Origin of the sequence: Paenibacillus sp. SAF-068 (assembly GCF_051967555.1) — a bacterium.
Classification (GTDB): domain Bacteria; phylum Bacillota; class Bacilli; order Paenibacillales; family Paenibacillaceae; genus Paenibacillus.
The window spans coordinates 115541-133985 of record NZ_JBQCJX010000008.1; the positions used below are offsets into that span (position 1 = coordinate 115541).

The 18445-nt window shown below is 45.8% G+C and carries 17 protein-coding genes and 1 tRNA gene; 4 read left to right on the forward strand and 14 right to left on the reverse strand.

Annotated elements, in window-relative coordinates; all coding sequences use genetic code 11:
* Positions 1 to 445: 445 nt before the first annotated feature.
* The 7 genes from secG to ACTHPG_RS26270 all read right to left on the reverse strand — a co-directional run bounded on the left by secG (position 446) and on the right by ACTHPG_RS26270 (position 8226).
* Positions 446 to 679 carry a preprotein translocase subunit SecG gene (gene secG / locus ACTHPG_RS26240; protein WP_062837740.1) on the reverse strand — a complete coding sequence of 78 codons (234 nt, stop codon included), beginning with the start codon at positions 677 to 679 and terminating at the stop codon, positions 446 to 448.
* A 214-nt stretch (positions 680 to 893) separates the two neighbouring features.
* Positions 894 to 2180 carry a phosphopyruvate hydratase gene (eno, locus tag ACTHPG_RS26245; RefSeq protein ID WP_062837741.1) on the reverse strand — a complete coding sequence of 429 codons (1287 nt, stop codon included), beginning with the start codon at positions 2178 to 2180 and terminating at the stop codon, positions 894 to 896.
* A gap of 241 nt (positions 2181 to 2421) precedes the next feature.
* On the reverse strand, positions 2422 to 3966 hold the full coding sequence (gene gpmI, locus ACTHPG_RS26250) for a 2,3-bisphosphoglycerate-independent phosphoglycerate mutase (protein WP_253429051.1): 1545 nt from the start codon (positions 3964 to 3966) through the stop codon (positions 2422 to 2424).
* Position 3967: 1 nt separating this feature from the next.
* Positions 3968 to 4720, reverse strand: coding sequence for a triose-phosphate isomerase (gene tpiA, locus ACTHPG_RS26255; RefSeq protein WP_076333467.1), 753 nt, complete (start codon positions 4718 to 4720; stop codon positions 3968 to 3970).
* 34 nt (positions 4721 to 4754) lie between these two features.
* A complete protein-coding gene (locus ACTHPG_RS26260) occupies positions 4755 to 5936 on the reverse strand; it encodes a phosphoglycerate kinase (RefSeq protein WP_440392320.1) in 1182 nt (393 codons plus the stop codon).
* Positions 5937 to 6087: 151 nt separating this feature from the next.
* Positions 6088 to 7095 (reverse strand): type I glyceraldehyde-3-phosphate dehydrogenase, encoded by a 1008-nt coding sequence (gap, locus tag ACTHPG_RS26265; RefSeq protein WP_056695277.1) that lies wholly within the window; start codon positions 7093 to 7095, stop codon positions 6088 to 6090.
* A 105-nt stretch (positions 7096 to 7200) separates the two neighbouring features.
* A complete protein-coding gene (locus ACTHPG_RS26270; protein WP_091038648.1) occupies positions 7201 to 8226 on the reverse strand; it encodes a sugar-binding transcriptional regulator in 1026 nt (341 codons plus the stop codon).
* 427 nt (positions 8227 to 8653) lie between these two features.
* Between ACTHPG_RS26270 and ACTHPG_RS26275 the strand changes: the two genes are divergently transcribed.
* Positions 8654 to 8728, forward strand: a tRNA-Arg gene (locus ACTHPG_RS26275).
* A gap of 177 nt (positions 8729 to 8905) precedes the next feature.
* Positions 8906 to 9502, forward strand: a complete 597-nt coding sequence (gene clpP, locus ACTHPG_RS26280; RefSeq protein ID WP_017691245.1) for an ATP-dependent Clp endopeptidase proteolytic subunit ClpP — start codon at positions 8906 to 8908, stop codon at positions 9500 to 9502.
* 162 nt (positions 9503 to 9664) lie between these two features.
* Here clpP and ACTHPG_RS26285 read toward each other — a convergent pair whose 3' ends face one another.
* The 7 genes from ACTHPG_RS26285 to ACTHPG_RS26315 form a co-directional block, all read right to left on the reverse strand.
* A complete protein-coding gene (locus tag ACTHPG_RS26285) occupies positions 9665 to 10762 on the reverse strand; it encodes a stalk domain-containing protein (protein ID WP_440392321.1) in 1098 nt (365 codons plus the stop codon).
* 387 nt (positions 10763 to 11149) lie between these two features.
* Positions 11150 to 11902, reverse strand: coding sequence for an SIMPL domain-containing protein (locus ACTHPG_RS26290; RefSeq protein WP_440392322.1), 753 nt, complete (start codon positions 11900 to 11902; stop codon positions 11150 to 11152).
* A 155-nt stretch (positions 11903 to 12057) separates the two neighbouring features.
* Positions 12058 to 12327, reverse strand: a complete 270-nt coding sequence (locus ACTHPG_RS26295; RefSeq protein ID WP_017691248.1) for an HPr family phosphocarrier protein — start codon at positions 12325 to 12327, stop codon at positions 12058 to 12060.
* Between the two features lie 256 nt (positions 12328 to 12583).
* Positions 12584 to 13522, reverse strand: a complete 939-nt coding sequence (whiA, locus tag ACTHPG_RS26300) for a DNA-binding protein WhiA (protein WP_440392323.1) — start codon at positions 13520 to 13522, stop codon at positions 12584 to 12586.
* Between the two features lie 6 nt (positions 13523 to 13528).
* Positions 13529 to 14515: a gluconeogenesis factor YvcK family protein gene (locus ACTHPG_RS26305; protein WP_017691250.1), complete on the reverse strand. Its 987-nt coding sequence runs from the start codon at positions 14513 to 14515 to the stop codon at positions 13529 to 13531.
* Positions 14516 to 14528: 13 nt separating this feature from the next.
* Positions 14529 to 15428, reverse strand: coding sequence for an RNase adapter RapZ (gene rapZ / locus ACTHPG_RS26310; RefSeq protein ID WP_017691251.1), 900 nt, complete (start codon positions 15426 to 15428; stop codon positions 14529 to 14531).
* Between the two features lie 51 nt (positions 15429 to 15479).
* Complete coding sequence (locus ACTHPG_RS26315) at positions 15480 to 16430, reverse strand: ROK family glucokinase (RefSeq protein WP_062837749.1); 951 nt, start codon at positions 16428 to 16430, stop codon at positions 15480 to 15482.
* A gap of 361 nt (positions 16431 to 16791) precedes the next feature.
* Between ACTHPG_RS26315 and ACTHPG_RS26320 the strand changes: the two genes are divergently transcribed.
* Together ACTHPG_RS26320 and ACTHPG_RS26325 are read left to right on the forward strand one after the other, a co-directional pair.
* Positions 16792 to 17706, forward strand: a complete 915-nt coding sequence (locus tag ACTHPG_RS26320; RefSeq protein ID WP_440392324.1) for an ABC transporter ATP-binding protein — start codon at positions 16792 to 16794, stop codon at positions 17704 to 17706.
* Position 17707: 1 nt separating this feature from the next.
* Positions 17708 to 18445, forward strand: coding sequence for an ABC transporter permease (locus tag ACTHPG_RS26325; RefSeq protein ID WP_440392325.1), 738 nt, complete (start codon positions 17708 to 17710; stop codon positions 18443 to 18445).

Genomic DNA, 18445 nt, shown 5'->3' on the forward strand with positions numbered 1-18445 from the left:
ACTATCTCATACCCTAGTATACACGAATTCAATCCAGCCCATCCGTACCTCGCAAAAAAACCACAGTTGCCTGGCGCTCCACTAAAATCACGCTTTCACTTATCTCTACAGACATTTTATGCGATACACGTGCTGCACGCATCTGGAAAAGGACTACATCCGAAAATTTTCTGTACACATGACATTCATTATAGGGAGTGAGTTCGCGCGTAACGAATAAGCGAGGGACATTTCCATACATGATAGGGGTTATGTTGCATGTTAAGGAAGGAAAACCGAACAGAAGTAAGAAGAAGACCGAAAATCATGGAGTCTATATAGATTAGATTGTTGGAAAAGTTTGGACGCATAAGAATTTATTAAAAAACCCCCGTTTCTCCACGAAACGAAGGTTCATCAATTAAGCCATTAGCTTAAGCTATTCATTGTAAAGCAGTCCCCATTCTTACTTGGAAACCACCGTAACAATAATAGACAAAATCATAAATCCTGCACCCAGTACCACCGTTGCACGTTGCAGGAAGAGATCCAATCCGCGCGCTTTCGTTTTACCGAAAAGATGTTCCGCACCACCGGAGATGGCACCCGCCAAACCAGCGCTTTTCCCGTGCTGCAGCAATACTACAGTGATTAGACCGATCGAGAAGACAACGAGCAGCAATTTCAAAGCAATATCCATTCTTTCCACCTCCTACCCATGTGGGCATAACATCTCACCATAAAAACAGTTACTTTAATTGTAACATAGCTATTGTTGTGATACAAGTAGTGCAGTTCATTCAATGACCTAAATTTCACCATCTACGTGATCCGTGTGTTATACCTTAATTACTCTGTTCAATAAAAAAGACAAGCCGGTTACCCGGCTTGCCCGTAAAAGCTGGATATCCAGCTTATTTTTTAAGGTTGTAGAATCCTTTAAGACCATTGTATTGAGCCAGTTCACCAAGTTGATCCTCAATGCGGAGCAATTGGTTATACTTCGCGATACGGTCTGTACGGGAAGGAGCACCCGTTTTGATTTGACCAGCGTTTGTTGCAACAGCAATGTCAGCGATTGTGCTGTCTTCGGACTCACCGGAACGGTGGGAGATTACAGCTGTGTATCCTGCACGTTTAGCCATTTCGATTGCATCGAATGTTTCAGTCAATGTACCGATTTGGTTAACTTTGATCAGGATGGAGTTACCGATACCTTCGTCGATACCTCTGCCCAGACGCTCAGTGTTTGTTACGAACAGGTCATCACCAACGAGTTGTACTTTGTCTCCCAATTTCTCAGTGAGCAATTTCCAACCATCCCAGTCATCTTCGGACATACCGTCTTCGATTGTGATGATTGGGTACTTCTCAACCCATGAAGCCAAGAGGTCAACATACTCAGCGGAAGTGTAAGATTTACCTTCGCCAGCAAGTGTGTATTTACCATCTTTATAGAACTCAGTGGAAGCTACGTCCATACCCAGGAATACGTCAACACCTGGTTTGTAACCCGCTTTTTCAATCGCTTCGATGATTGTAGTGATTGCTTCTTCGTTTGAACCAAGGTTCGGTGCGAAACCACCTTCGTCACCTACAGCTGTGTTCAAGCCTTTGGAGCTCAATACGGATTTCAGGTTGTGGAAGATTTCCGCACCTACGCGAAGAGCTTCTTTGAAGCTTGGTGCTCCAACTGGAAGAACCATGAACTCTTGAACGTCGATGTTGTTGTCCGCGTGCTCACCACCGTTGATGATGTTCATCATTGGTACTGGAAGAGCTTTAGCGTTGAATCCGCCCAGGTATACATACAAAGGCAAGTCCAGAGCGTCAGCAGCAGCGCGAGCTACAGCCATGGATACAGCCAGGATTGCGTTAGCACCCAGTTTACCTTTGTTTGGCGTACCATCCAAAGTGATCATCAATTTGTCGATACCCAGTTGATCCAATGCATCCATACCGATAACTTCTGGAGCAATTGTTTCGTTTACGTTTTTAACAGCTTGCAGAACGCCTTTACCGAGGTAACGGGATTTGTCACCATCGCGAAGCTCAACTGCTTCGTGGGCACCAGTGGATGCACCGGATGGAACGATTGCGCGTCCGATTGCGCCGGACTCCAGGTATACTTCAACTTCTACTGTAGGGTTACCGCGGGAGTCGAGGACTTCGCGAGCGTACACGTCAGAAATAATAGTCATTTGTGATAATCTCCTTTAAATTTGAATTTATTAAAAATTAGGACTACTTGTGTTTACCCTTATCCACTTCGTCAGCAGAATCGTCTTCCGATCGCTGTTATCCCCGGATTCTTTGAACTTATTCTCATAAGTTGGAATCCTGTGATAAAGGCGAACGCTTCGCTTCTTCGGACGATTTCCGCTGCCTCTGTTCAGAGGTAAACGCCAAACTTCCCAATTTCATATATGTTGGCTGTGCAACTTATTTACGGGTAGCGATGACAGATGTACCTGTCATTTCTTCCGGTTTAGGCAACTGCATCAGGTCAAGAATCGTTGGCGCGATATCTGCCAGAATTCCGCCTTCACGCAGGGTTACATTAGCATCTGTAACGATGAATGGAACCGGGTTCGTTGTATGAGCTGTGAACGGACGTCCTTGCTCATCAAACACCATATCCGCGTTACCATGATCCGCAGTAATCAGTACAACGCCGCCTTTGGCAAGTACTGCATCCACAACACGGCCCATGCACTCATCTGTTACTTCTACCGCTTTGATGGTAGGCTCCAGCATGCCGGAGTGTCCAACCATGTCAGGGTTAGCAAAGTTCAGAATGATGGCGTCATGTTTGTCTGCTTCGATCTCGCGAACACATGCGTCAGCTACTTCATACGCGCTCATCTCTGGTTGCAGATCATACGTTGCAACTTTTGGTGAGTTAATCAGTACGCGAGTTTCGCCCGGAAGCTCCACATCACGACCGCCGCTGAAGAAGAAGGTAACGTGCGGGTATTTCTCGGTTTCTGCAATACGCAGTTGTTTTTTATTGTTCTGTACCAGAACTTCACCCAGGGTGTTGTCGAGGTTCTTCGGCGAATAAGCCACATAACCTTCAACCGTCTCACTGAACAAAGTCAAGCAAACAAAGTGCAAGCCCACAGGGAACTTCGGACCACGATCGAAACCGCGGAAATCCTGGTTCGTGAACACTTGCGACAACTGAATTGCACGGTCAGGACGGAAGTTGAGGAAGATAACGGAATCGCCGCTCTCTACCAAACCTACCGGCTCACCATCCGCTTTGACGATAACCGTTGGTTCAACGAATTCATCAAATACGGACTTCTCATACGATTCTTCAACCGCTTTGAGTGGGTCAGTGTATTTCGGTCCATCTCCATAAACGATGGCGCGGTAGGATTTCTCAACCCGTTCCCAACGTTTGTCACGGTCCATCGCGTAATAGCGTCCTTGGACCGTAGCGATTTGGCCTACACCAACTTCTTCAATCTTGGCGATCAGCTTCTGCATGAAGTCTTTACCACTGTCTGGCATAACATCACGGCCATCCATGAAGGCATGAATATATACATCGTTCATTCCTTCTTTTTTGGCCAGATCCAGCATAGCAAACAGGTGGTCGATGTGACTATGTACGCCGCCATCGGACAACAAACCGTAAAGATGAAGCTTTTTACCGTTTTGTTTCGCTTCGCGAACCGCTTTGACAAGTGTTTCATTGTCGTAGAACTCGCCGTCACGAATGGATTTGGAGATACGGGTCAAATCCTGGTATACGATCCGGCCGGCACCAATGTTCAGGTGACCTACCTCGGAATTTCCCATTTGCCCTTCTGGCAAACCTACAGCTTCACCGCATGCAGTCAGCGTTGTATGTGGGAATTGGCTCATGAAACGGTCGTAGTTCGGTTTTTTGGCTTGCGCTACCGCATTGCCTTCTACCGTGTTACGCAGACCAAAGCCATCCATGATGATCAGTGCTACAGGTTTTGGAGCTGTCATCTTACTTCGCCCCCTCAACAAGCGCGATGAACGAAGCCGGCTGCAAGCTGGCACCGCCAACAAGCGCGCCGTCGATGTCGCTTTGTCCGAGGTATTCTGTTACGTTCTCCGGTTTAACACTGCCGCCGTATTGAATACGAACTGCATTCGCAACCGTCTCGTTATACAGATCCTTCACCAGTGTACGGATGTAAGCAATAACTTCATTCGCATCTTGGGAAGTGGAGGATTTGCCTGTACCAATCGCCCAGATTGGTTCATAAGCGATAACAACTTGTGCCGCTTGCTCTGCGGATAGACCTTCAAAAGCAGCGACCGTTTGCACTTTACATACGTCTTTTGTTTGGTTCGCTTCGCGCTCTTCGAGCGTCTCACCAAGACAGAAGATTGGAGTCAATCCGTGACGGAATGCTGCGTGCAACTTTTTATTGACAGTCTCATCGGTTTCCGCAAAATATTGACGGCGCTCCGAGTGACCAATAATGACATAATCCACACCCAGATCTTTCAGCATTACACCGCTGATTTCACCTGTGAATGCACCGTTGTCTTCAAAGTGAAGATTTTGTGCACCAATTTTGATGTTTGTTCCTTTAACGGCTTCTACCAGGGATGGCAGATTCGTAAACGGTGCGCAGATTACAGTTTCCACGCCTTCAACTTCCGCTTTTCCTTTAACTTCCTGAATGAAGTCATTGGATTCGGAAACCGTTTTGAACATTTTCCAGTTACCTGCGATAATCGGTGTTCTCATTGGGTTTCAACTCCTTCATGCTATAGACTAGAACTTACTTGTCGTTCAATGCAACTACGCCCGGAAGTACTTTACCTTCCATGAACTCGAGCGATGCACCGCCACCTGTAGAGATGTGGTTCATCTTGTCAGCCAATTTGAACTTCTCAGCTGCTGCTGCAGAGTCACCGCCACCAATTACAGTGTAAGCTTCTGTCTCAGCGCAAGCTTCCGCTACTGCACGAGTACCGTGGGAGAATGGCTCGATTTCAAATACGCCCATTGGTCCGTTCCATACAACCAATTTGGAGTTTTTGATTACGTCAGCATAGATCTCACGAGTTTTGGGACCGATGTCGATGCCTTCCCAATCTGCTGGGATGCCGTCGATGTCAACGATTTGTGTGTTAGCTTTCGCACTGAAATCGTCAGACACTACGATATCTACCGGCAGGTAGAAGTTTTTGCCCAGTTTTTTCGCTTTTTCGATGAAACCGAGAGCAACATCAAGTTTGGAATCATCCAGCAAGGATTGTCCAATTTCATGTCCTTGTGCTTTGAGGAACGTGTAAGTCAGACCGCCACCGATGATAACGTTGTCTGCAATATTCAGCAGGTTGTCGATTACATCGATTTTGTCCTTAACTTTGGATCCGCCGATGATCGCTGTGAAAGGACGCTCAGGGTTGGAGATCGCTTTACCCAACACTTCAAGTTCTTTTTCCATCAGCAAACCGGACACTGCTGGAAGCAAGTGAGCGATTCCTTCAGTCGAAGCGTGTGCTCTGTGAGCTGCGCCAAACGCATCGTTAACGAAAACGTCAGCCAGTTCAGCAAATTGTTTTGCGAGTTCCGGATCGTTTTTCTCTTCGCCTGCGTGGAAACGAACGTTTTCAAGCAACAATACGTCGCCGTTGTTCAGTTCAGCGATTTGAGCTTTAACAGCTTCACCAACAGAATCGTCAGCTTTAACAACTGTTTTACCCAACAATTCGGACAAACGCTCAGCTGCTGGAGTCAAACGCAAAGAATCAACCACTTCGCCTTTAGGGCGACCCATGTGGCTTGCCAGAATGACTTTAGCACCTTTTTCAATCAAGAAGTTGATTGTAGGAAGCGTTGCACGAATACGTTTGTCATCTGTAATTTTACCATCTTCGAGCGGTACATTGAAATCTACACGGACAAAAGCCCGTTTTCCTGTCAATTCTATATCGCGTACACTTTTTTTGTTCATCTGTATTTCCTCCGCACCCATGTATTTGTTGGACCCATCAAGGGCTGAAATCCCTTGTCAATCCTGGTGTTTTTGAGAAATTTGCAAAATATTGATATATAAAGAGCGGAAACAATATAGCATCTGTTTCCGCTCTATGTTATTGCAGATATTACTTAATCATTTTTGCAAAGTGCTCCAAAGTGCGAACCAATTGTGCAGTGTAGGACATTTCATTGTCATACCAAGCTACAGTTTTAACCAATTGTTGGTCGCCAACAGTCAGAACTTTAGTTTGAGTTGCATCAAACAGGGAACCGAAAGTGATACCTTGGATGTCGGAAGATACGATTTCGTCTTCAGTGTATCCGAAAGTTTGTGGATCGGAAGCTTCTTTCATTACTGCGTTAACTTCTTCAGCAGTAACTTTTTTACCCAGAACAGTTACGAGCTCAGTCAGGGATCCAGTAGCTACTGGTACACGTTGAGCTGCACCATCCAATTTGCCTTGCAGTTCTGGAATTACCAGACCGATTGCTTTAGCAGCACCAGTTGTGTTAGGGATGATGTTTTCAGCTGCTGCGCGAGCACGACGGAAGTCACCTTTAGGGTGTGGAGCATCCAATGTGTTTTGGTCGCCAGTGTAAGCGTGAATTGTAGTCATCAAACCTTGAACGATTCCGAATTTGTCTTGCAATGTTTTTGCCATAGGTGCCAGGCAGTTCGTTGTGCAAGATGCGCCGGAGATTACAGTTTCAGTACCGTCGAGGATTTCATGGTTTACATTGTAAACGATGGTTTTCATGTCGCCAGTAGCTGGTGCGGAGATAACAACTTTCTTAGCTCCACCTTTCAAGTGTTTCTCAGCTGCTTCTTTTGTTGTGAAGAAACCAGTACATTCCAGAACGATATCTACGCCCAGGTCGCCCCAAGGAAGTTCTTCCGGGTTACGGTTAGCCAATACTTTAACTTCTTTGCCGTTCACTTTGAAGAAGCCATCGTGTACTTCAACATCGCCATCGAAGCGACCTTGAGTTGTATCATATTTGAGCAAATGAGCCAGCATTTTAGCGTCAGTCAAGTCGTTGATTGCTACTACTTCAATGCCCTCTACATTTTGAATACGGCGGAATGCCAAGCGTCCAATACGTCCAAAACCGTTAATACCTACTTTAATCATGAGTAAGTTCCTCCCAAGTTTTGATTAATTTTTTATGAAACTTATATATTCAAGACAGACGGTAAAGTCCGTCAAGACAACAATAGTTGTATTACATAGTAAACCCTATTCCATTTCAGCAACAATGACTTCGGCAGCAGCCTCATCAATAATCAGAATATCTTCCTGACCAAATCGTAACACGGAATGTATAGCAGCAGCTTTGCTTTTGCCACCTGCAATTCCAATCACGACATCGGTTCGTTCAATATCCTGAAGTCGCATACCCAGTGTAAGCATGGTATGTACCACCTTACCCTGATCGTTAAAGTAATAACCGAAAGATTCAGATACGGCTCCTTGCTCTTGAAGTTCATCTATGATCTCCGTCGCAAGTTTACGCCTTGTCGCCATCTCTACGGCATCACCAATGCCATGAATAACGATGCGCGATTGCCGAATCAGCTGCAGAATCTCCTGAACACTGGGGTCCTGGATTAATGATTCATAGGCATGATCACTTAGCAAATCCGGTACATGCAGGAGTTTGTATTGCGCTCCTACCCGTTTTGCCATTGTGGATGCAATCGTATTTGCCTGAATTTCAAGGCTTTCTCCAAGTCCACCGCGTGCCGGTACGAACCAGACACCTTTAAGCGATGTTGGCGGAGTCAGTTGCTCTGCGACTTCGGCCGTTGTTGATCCGCCAGTAACGGCGACAACGTCGTTGTCACTCATGATATTGCCGAGAGCCTTCGCTCCGGCTCTGCCCAGTTCCCTTTTGGCAAATGGAGAAACGTCCGAATCACCAGGAACCACAACTACCTTTTGCAGACCGTAGGCTTGCTTGATGCGCTCTTCCAGCTCGGATAATCCGAACAACTCTTTGGCTACGGGCTCTAACTGCTGCAGCAAATCATACCCTGCCTCGCTGATCTTCATTCCTGCACTGTCAATTTCAATAAGTCCCTGAGCCTTTAACAGATCGGTCTCAGCCCTCAGAACCCGCTCGGTCATCTGCATGGAATTAGCTAACGTTCTCCGTCCGATCACGTCCGATAACATGATCTGTTGCAGAATCGTATACCTCTTTTTCAAGATATCCATGAGATCAGGCAGAAGCTGCTTTTGTACTTCTAAAATCGTTCGCATGCTTTCCACTCCCGCAAGTTCTCGTTCCAAGCTCTCTTTCGTGGCCCTAAAACGTCCCGGGTTAACTTTTTAAGTCCCACGTCTATTCTACCTAAAACTGACGTGACATGCAAGTGTTTCAACGTGTTATTTCGACTCGCATTCAGCGTTTGTACGCGCCTATTTTCACAATCCTGGTCTTCTATGATCAAGGACTAGCTCACGCATACCATATATAGAAGAAACGAATGAATTCCATCTACATATCGCCCAAAATCACATTTCTTAAGGCATGTCCAAAACCTCTAATAGCATTTACTTAAATGCATTGTTTATCCACTCTTCTTCATCATGATCATTTTTAGCTCGATCCAAACCAATACACCTAATGAACTGCTTGCAAATAAATACCTCATGAGCTATAATCATTATTGCTGTCACATATTGTGCGCCCGTGGTCCAATGGATATGACGTAGGCCTCCGAAGCCTGAGATCCAAGTTCGATTCTTGGCGGGCGCGCCACTTTTATTTAACAGCTCATAACCCTTTTAACCAATGAAACCGGAAAGGTTTCTTTTTTTTGCAAGTTAGTTTGACTTTCTTTGACTTTTTGTTTGGAATTGTTTATTATGTGGGTAATACGGTAACAGTTTAAGTATAAACACCAATAACATTTACATTTCCGAGGAGGTTTTTCACGTGAGTTTTATTCCTATGGTCGTTGAACAGAGCAACCGGGGTGAGCGGGCCTATGACATCTATTCCAGATTGCTGAAGGATCGTATTATTTTCCTTGGTAGCGATGTTAATGATGTTGTGGCTAATGCAATTATGGCACAGATGTTGTTCCTGGCTGCGGAAGATCCGGAGAAAGACATTCACTTATACATCAACAGCCCAGGCGGATCAATTACAGCCGGTATGGCCATTTACGATACAATGCAATTCATCAAACCGGATGTATCTACCATCTGTGTAGGTATGGCCGCTTCCATGGGTGCATTCTTGCTTAATGCCGGTGCTAAAGGGAAACGTTTTGCGTTGCCTAACAGTGAAATCATGATTCACCAACCGCTTGGTGGTGCTCAAGGTCAAGCTTCAGACATCGAAATTCGTGCTCGCCGCATCCTGAAAATGCGTGATACCTTGAACCGCATCATCTCTGAGCGTTCAGGTCAACCGCTGGAGCGGATTGAGAAAGATACAGATCGTGACTACTTCATGAGTGCTGCTGAAGCTGCCGATTACGGTATCATTGATAAAGTTATTGAAAATGTAGGTTCCCAAGGCATCTAATTGTTATATGGACCATGGTCTACGCTTTAACATATCAACACTGACGTAATTAACAACACCTCATTGTGTTGTCTAACGAGAAGAAGCCCTCATCATCAATGATGAGGGCTTCTTCTTTCATTTTATAAGAAAGATAACTGAAGAGTGCACAATAATAATTCGTTATTTGGTTCCAGTTACATCACTGAAAGGTGCTGTTCCTTTAGGGAGAATCTCTTTGTACGTGAATGGCATTTCAGGGAATCCCTCTGCGTACGCCGTATATTCATACAACTGGAAGAACACAACTACACCCGTTGGCGTCACATAGAAATCCTGATCTTTATTTAACCCTTTATATCCATCGAGGTATCCACCGCGGGCTTTCAGTTGCTCGCCCACTTTTTTACCCAACGTCTCACGCATGGATTTATTATTTTGCAGCACATCGTCTAACGTAAGTTCCTTGCCTGTATCCAACGCAAAGGTGTGACCCGTCCGGGTAGTCATCCCGTGAGCGCCAGCATAATCCTCATATCGTTGTGTAATGAGTCCCAGCACGCCGTTCTCATTGTATGTCACGACATAAGAAGTTTCAAAAGCATATGGACGATTTGCAGTTGCTCCGCCGAATTCAGACGTTTGTTTTTTGAAAGCAGCAACAGCAGTGTCCACTTCACCTTTCAACACTTTGTTAATCGCCGCTTCAGCCTCTTTGCTAGCCAGACCGCTCACTTGCGGATATTTCACATCTACTTCAGCATTTTTCACAGTGACATTAACAGTTGCTGCTTTAACTTTCACGCTATTTTGTTTCACCTTGCTAAGTGTCAACGTTTTGGTTTTACCATCCCAATTCCCCTGTACACCCAAATAATCTCTCATCGCCGAGAATGGGATGTACAATCGACCCTGAATCAATTTCGCTTCCACCTGAGGGTAATACCCGTTAATATAGACGTTTGGCTGTCCATCCATCAGGCTAACGGTCATCGCATTGTTGGCTGCTGTTACCGTATACGATTTGGTCTTCGCATCATATTTCAGCGTTCCGCCTGCGACATCTTTAACTGCCGTAAGAGATACCCAAGTTGAGCCACCTTGCAGAAGTCCTTTTTGAGTCAGTGTTTTCCCACCGGATTTCAGCGTTACCTCCGTCGGGGTTGTCACTTTTGAGGATACAGAAGCCGCTTGTACCGAACTATCCTGCCACACTGCACCGCTCCCCACAATAATTCCTGCTGCAAGTAACGCACTTGTCCATTTTTTCCATGATGTCATATATAAAACTCCTCTCTGAATTCACAATTAGGTATCATTGCGTATGTAGTCCTGACCTGATCGCATATCTCATACGCTCACCTCTCTATTATAATTAACCCGTTTTCGGAAAGGTTTACAGCTCGAGTTACAATGTTGATGAATATCAGGCGGAAAATATAATGGGATATGACCTTTTTGTCACGAACAACTATACAAAAAAGATACCAATATACAGCATTTCATTTAGAATCATAAAGATGCCTTCATGACCAACTTCATCAAAGCTTGCTTTTCCAACAAAAAAGACTCTGTCCACAGGACAAAGTCTTTGTCATTATTTCGTTGTTCCCCTTCAAATGACGCTGTAAAAAAGTTAATTGAGCTTACAATCTAGTTCAATTTTGATTATTTCATTTCATACGTAATATTCAGGATTGTGCTTACTTTAACTTGACCCGTTTCAATCTCAGTGCCACCTGCTGTATCTGCTGCTTTGGACATCAAAGATTCACTTGCATAGAACACAGGTACATTTGCATCACCTTGGCTCACGGAAAGAACAGCACCGAGTTGACGTTTAACTGCTTTTGCGATGGCTCCAGCTTTTACATCGGCATTCGCAACAGCTTTCTCAATCACTTGGGACTCATAACTTTCCGGATTCTCTACAGTAAAGCGCACGTTTTCAATATTGTTGGCACCCGCCCCTGAAGCAGCATCGAGCAATTCGCCGATCTTGTCCATCTGACGATATGTGACTGTCAGCGTATGATGCGCTGTGTATCCTTTAATTTGTTGTCCGTCTTTTTCGCTATACGTATAGTTGGGTTGTACAGAGAACTGACTGGTTTGAATGTCGTCTGCACTGATCTTCCACGTATTCTTCAGCAAGTTGGATACCTTTTGAACTTTGGCAGCATTCGCTTTTTGAGCAGATGCAGCTGTCTCTGCAGTGCTGTTCACACCAATGGACAGATAAGCAATATCAGGCTTCACCTGAATCTCACCTTTACCTACAACATTGATCACATTCTGTTGTACTCCCTGAACCTCTGCAGCGTAAGCATAGTTACCTGGTGCAACCCATGCTGTTCCTCCAACAAGCAACGTACTTGCCACCAGCACCGCACCAAACGGTTTCATCCATTGTTTACCCATCACGATAGCCTCCTTATGTGTTAACATCTCAAACTTTAATCGATTTGATACTTTAACAGACGGGACAAATTCCATAATGTTGCACTTGACGGATAGCAAAAACTTCAATAACGCAAAAAAGCCCCTTTCGGGACTTCTTCATTGGATATCATATCTTATTGGTTTTCGAGTTCTTCCTTGCTTACCAGACTAACTAAAGCGTTTACAGCCTGTTCGGCATCCGCGCCTTCTGCACTAATCTGGATTTCCGTACCTGTGCTAATCGCAAGGCTCATGATCCCCATGATACTTTTTGCATTAACTTTTTTGTCGTCCTTCTCGACGAACACTTCAGACGAGTACTTATTCGCTTCTTGAACGAACAGTGCCGCAGGTCTGGCATGGAGACCCGTTTTCAAACGGACAACTACCGGGTGCTTTGTCATGGAAACTTACCCCCTATTATGAAATCTGGACATTAAATACACAATTATATTTATACAACATTATACCATTAACCCGTGCAGGACACTAGAAGAAAAAACTCAGGGGTCTTTGAAAGACATTATCTTGCCCTATTTCATCTATTACAGAGCGATCTCAATGACCTAAGTAAGTCTCCCAGATCCTTAACACTGAATTTCCCGACCTTTTCTGTGTTCAGCAGAAGCAGCCGATCTTGTTAATTTACCCTACTCCGTCTTAACCATAACGTTCTGTACGCACTTTCTCAGCCAGCTCATCAATTTTACGAAGACGATGGTTCACTCCCGACTTGCTAACTGTACCTTTAAGGAGTTCGCCCACTTCCTTCAGATTGATATCCGGATGAGCCAGTCGAACCTCTGCCACCTCGCGCAGTTTCTCAGGCAGTGATTCCAGACCAACTTCCTTTTGCAATAAACGGATATTATCGATTTGCCTTACCGCCGCTCCGATGGTCTTATTCAGGTTGGCAGTCTCACAATTGACAATCCGGTTAACGGAGTTACGCATATCCCGCATAATCCGTACATCTTCAAACTTGAACAAGGCCTGATGAGCACCAATGATGCTGAGCAGCTCAATGATTTTCTCGCCTTCCTTAATGTATAGGATGAATCCTTTTTTCCGTTCTATACACCGGGCATTCAGATGAAATTCATTGGCCAGATCAACCAGTGCCTGACAGTGCTCCTCATACATGGACGCAATCTCCAGATGGTACGAAGAACCTTCCGGATTATTAACCGATCCGCCGGCGAGAAATGCACCGCGAAGATAGGCCCGTTTACAACAGTTCTGCTGAAAAAGCTCGGTATTAATGCCTGGCGTAAACAAAAAACCTTCGGATACAATGTGAAGATTATTGAGAATCTCCTGTACCATGGTTGGAATACGAACAATATATACATTGTTCTTTTTCAGCCGCATTTTTTTGCGAACCAGTAATTCCGTATGCACTTGAAAATGCTTTTTAAGCAGAGAGTATGCCCGTCTTGCAATGGCGGCATTCTCCGTCGAAATATCCAAGATCACTTTTTTATTCGATAACTGCACTGCACCAAGCATACGGATGAGGGCTGAAAGTTCCGCCTTTTCGCAGCACGGTTCGCTCTCAATCATGGTTAACTCTTTTTTGGTCTGTGCTGCAAACGACATGGGACTTCACCTCTTCCGTAACATCCAATTTTGTACCAGTTGGTAGATGTGATGACTTAACTTGTCGGCATCATGACGCAGATAGGTCTTGAACAGAACAAGGGTATCTGCAACCACCTGATAGCCGGCACTTTCAAGTACATTCATATCCAGTACAACTGGTTTTGCTCCTTTTTCCGCATACTTATTCTGCACTTGCAGCGGAATATCACCATTATTAACAATAACATAGTCGAAAAGCTGATGACCTATATGCTCGTGTACCGCCTTAAGGTGGTCACTTACCGTATAGTTATCCGTTTCGCCCGGCTGTGTCATAACATTACATATGAACATCTTCACTGCATCTGCCTCTACCACAGCTTCTGCAAGCTTAGGTACGAGCAGATTGGGAAGGATGCTTGTATATAAGCTGCCTGGCCCGATCAGAATGGCGTCAGCTTGACGAATGGCCTCTACCGCCTCTGGCAACGGCTCCACGTGATCCGGTTCAAGGAAAACACGTTTGATGCGTCCACCTGCCTCAGGGATTTTGGACTCACCTGTAATAATTGTCCCATCTTCCATCTCGGCATGCAACACAACGGCCTGACCTGCGGCTGGCAATACCTCACCTCGAACGGCAAACACGCGGCTAAGCTCCCGCACTGCGGTCACAAAGTCGCCCGAAATATCCGTCATTGCAGCCAAAATCAAATTCCCCAAGCTGTGGCCTGCAAGCCCCGCGCCTGTATTGAAACGGTACTTCAACATATCTGAAAGCAATGGTTCTACATCAGCCAGTGCCGTAAGCACGTTGCGAATGTCGCCTGGAGGCGGCATTTGTAGCTCATTGCGCAGGATGCCTGAACTTCCACCGTCATCAGCAACCGTGACGATGGCCGTGATATCAAGCGGCTTCTCTTTCAAACCGCGTAACATCACGGATAATCCGGTTCCGCCGCCCATTACAACTATTCTCGGACGTTCTCTTCGTGGTCCGGCCTCTTTCATCCCTTCACCCTCTTCAATGACGGTCCCGGTCAGCGTCGCGATGGCTCACGGTGACAGCTTCTGTCTCGCTGCTTCCCAACATCTTGCCCAAATATTCCGATATTGCTACCGAACGATGCTTGCCTCCGGTACAGCCGATTCCAATAATAACCTGGCTTTTGCCTTCCTTCCGGTATTGCGGAATCAGGAAATGCAGCATATCCAGCAGCTTGGTCAGAAACGCCTGTGTCTCTGGCCACTTCATTACATATTCGTATACATCACTATTCTGTCCCGTATTCGGTCGCAAATGATCAATATAATGCGGATTCGGTAAAAAACGTACATCAAACACCAGATCAGCATCAATCGGAATGCCATATTTGAATCCGAACGACGTAATATTTACCGACAGCATTTGGCTTTCCAGATGAGAGAAGCGGGATATGATGCGTTCTTTCAGTTGGGCAGGCTTCATCGTACTTGTGTTCAGCACCTGAGTAGCGGAATTTTTGAGTTCCTCCAACATCTTGCGTTCCAGTCGGATGCCGTCCAGCGGCATGCCTTCAGGAGCCAGAGGATGTCTTCGCCTGCTTTCTTTATAACGCTGAACAAGTACAGAATCTGTAGCATCCAGGAATAAAATTTCGCAATGAATGGTAAAATGATCTTTAATATAGTTCAAAGATTCGGACAGAGCCGTAAAGAATTCACGCCCGCGCAGATCGATAACCAATGCAACCTTACCAATCTTGCCGTTAGACTGTTCAATCAGTTCTGCAAATTTTGGAATCAATACCGGTGGCAGATTATCCACACAGAAGAAACCCAGATCCTCCAGGCTTTGTACTGCAATGGTTTTGCCTGCCCCGGACATGCCCGTAATGATAATGAGCGTGGCGCCTGTGCCTGGTGAGCCTTCACCTTCAAGCATAAATGTCCCCTCCTTATCATATTGCTGTCTTCATATATTGTTACGGGGGTACTAGGAACGCAAGAGAAGACCTGCCGCACCCACAATACCTGCATTATTACCAAGTGTTGCTTCCAGAATCTGAACCCCTTCTTGCAGCGGTTCCGGTGTCAACTTAGCAAATACGGTACGTATTTCATCGAACAGGAAATTGCCCGCTTTGGATACGCCACCACCAATGATGAACATCTCCGGGTTAATAACCGCAGCTACAGTAGCCATGGACTTGCCCAGGTAGAAGGCCGCACGGTTTACAATGCGCTGTGCCACTTCATCGCCTGCCTTGGCAGCATCGAATACTTCTTTGGCTGCAATCTTGTCGACGAGTGCCAGTGACGTATGATCTCCGCGTTCTACCGCATCCTTCGCCATACGGATAATACCCGTTGCAGACGATACTGTTTCTACACATCCCATTTTACCACAGCCGCACTTGATGGCCTCCAGATCAGGTACAACACTGATATGTCCCAGTTCTCCCGCCATACCAGAGAAGCCTTGATAGATGTTCCCATTCAAGATCAAGCCTCCGCCGACACCTGTACCGAGTGTATAACATACACAATTGTCTACGCCTTTACCGGCTCCTGCCCATACTTCACCCAGTGCAGCCACATTCGCATCGTTATCTATTTTGATTGGCTTGCCCAGACGTTCTTCCAGAATCGAACGAATGGCTACATTCCGAAATCCGATGTTAGGGGCATGAACGATAATTCCCTCGCGTACATTCGTGAAACCGGCCACTCCAGCACCTACACCCTCAAGCTGTTCCCAACTGTAAGGTGATTCGGCTACGATATGTCGGACATACTTTTCGATGTTGGCGATGACCGTGTCTACGCCCTTATCCACTTCAGTCGGTCCTTCATACGTATGCATTAGCTGACCTTGTTCATCGCATATACCGACCTTAATTGCTGTTCCGCCGAGATCGACCCCAACGTAGATTTTCTCAGACATGCTGCAAGCCACCTTTATCTATCTAAAATAGTTTAAGTCCTACGTACCAACTATAATTGAAGGATACGCCTGGGTCAAGACGATAAGACCTCGGATACATCTTGCTTTGAAAGGGCTGTGAACCACATCACACACCATTCATGAATACGTATACATCCTCCCTTTCTCCTATTAAAAAGCTAGCTTCATTCTTCTCTAATAGAAAGGGAAGCCTCAACTCATGATATTTCATGATCACTCGTTCCATTCATAAAAGATGACAACTGTCACCTGAAAGTCATGACAATGCTTACTAAATCCCCCGCGACTTTTTCCGTAAGATGAAATTATCTTATTGAACAGATGAAAGGCGTGAATAACGATGACTCTGGATTCAACGGTTATCCATTTGAACAACGTAAGCAAGCAGTTTGGAAGCAAACATGCCGTTAAGCATATCTCATTAAAGATCACCAGCGGCTCGGTTGTGGCCATACTCGGACCCAACGGTGCAGGCAAAACAACAACCATGAAAATGATGCTCGGCTTGTCCAACCCTTCTTCAGGTGAAGTGACTGTGCTAGGAATGACACCGGACCATAAACAGGTTCGTCAACGGATGGGTGTTATGTTACAGGATGTCAGTGTCATGGACGGACTTACCGTCCGAGAGATTATTCGCATGGTTCGCAGCTACTATCCCGCCCCGCTGGATGCAGATGTTATTGAAGCGTTAACCAGTCTTGCGCCAGCTGCCTTGAACCGCAGAGCAGAAAAGCTGTCCGGTGGACAGAAGCGTAGTCTGAATTTTGCACTGGCTATGGCTGGTGCCCCTGACGTTCTCTTCTTCGATGAACCTACTGTCGGAATGGATTCCGAGACCCGCAGGCATTTCTGGATACAGATCCGCGCGCTTGCGAAGCAAGGCAAAACAATCATATTCACCACCCACTACCTGCATGAGGCAGATGAAGCAGCTGATCGAATTATCCTTTTCAATGAAGGCTCCGTCGTTGCAGACGGAACACCAGACTGCATCAAGGGCGGAATCACGAAACGAACGCTATCCTTTTCATGCTCTTCCAATTCGAACATCCGTACTCAGATTGAAAGTTTGCCAGGTATAGACCAGATTGAATATCGCAAGGATCGATGCATTCTCCATGCCCAAGATACAGATGCTCTCATCCGCCACATCATTACCACTCAGCTTCCAGTTCAGGAGATCCGTATTGAAGCCGGACAGCTGGATGATGCCTATGCTACATTGCTACAAACCATCAAGGAGGATCATTAATATGTCTATGCTGCTGGTCCAATCCCGTGTGGAGATGCTTCGCATGTCACGCAATCTCTATTTTGTCTTTTGGTCTTTATTGATGCCCGTCCTGTTCTACATCCTGTATACTCGTATATTTACCACGGATGCTGTGGATGCACAGCAATGGAATGCACATTATCTGATGTCCATGACCTGCTTCAGTGTGATGGGCTCGTCCATCATGACTCTCGGCATCCGCCTTGTTCAAGAGAGGGTGCATGGTTGGGTCACCTATCTTCGGGTTACACCGTTGCCGAACTCCATCTATTTTGGCGGTAAAATGATCGGTCAGACCTTCATTCACCTGTGCTCAATTATCATCATTTTTATATCCGGTTATCTGATTAACGGCGTTTCCCTTACTGCATTACAGTGGATTGGTTCTGCGCTCTGGATTCTGGCTGGTTCTTTACCTTTTCTTGCGCTCGGTACCTGCATTGGCACCTTTCGCCGGGTCGATACTGCCAGCGGATTGAGCAACGCATTGTATCTCTCCCTCGCCTTGCTTGGAGGTATGTGGATGCCGCTGGATGTCATGCCAGACTGGCTTGGGCAGATCGGTAGCTGGTTGCCTTCACACAGCTTCGGTAACGGAGCATGGATCATAGTAAGTGGAGGTATGCCTCATATGCGAGACATCCTTCTTTTGACAGCATATCTAGTGGGATTTATGTTACTATCCACTTATATTCGCAACAAACAGAAGGAGGCGTAA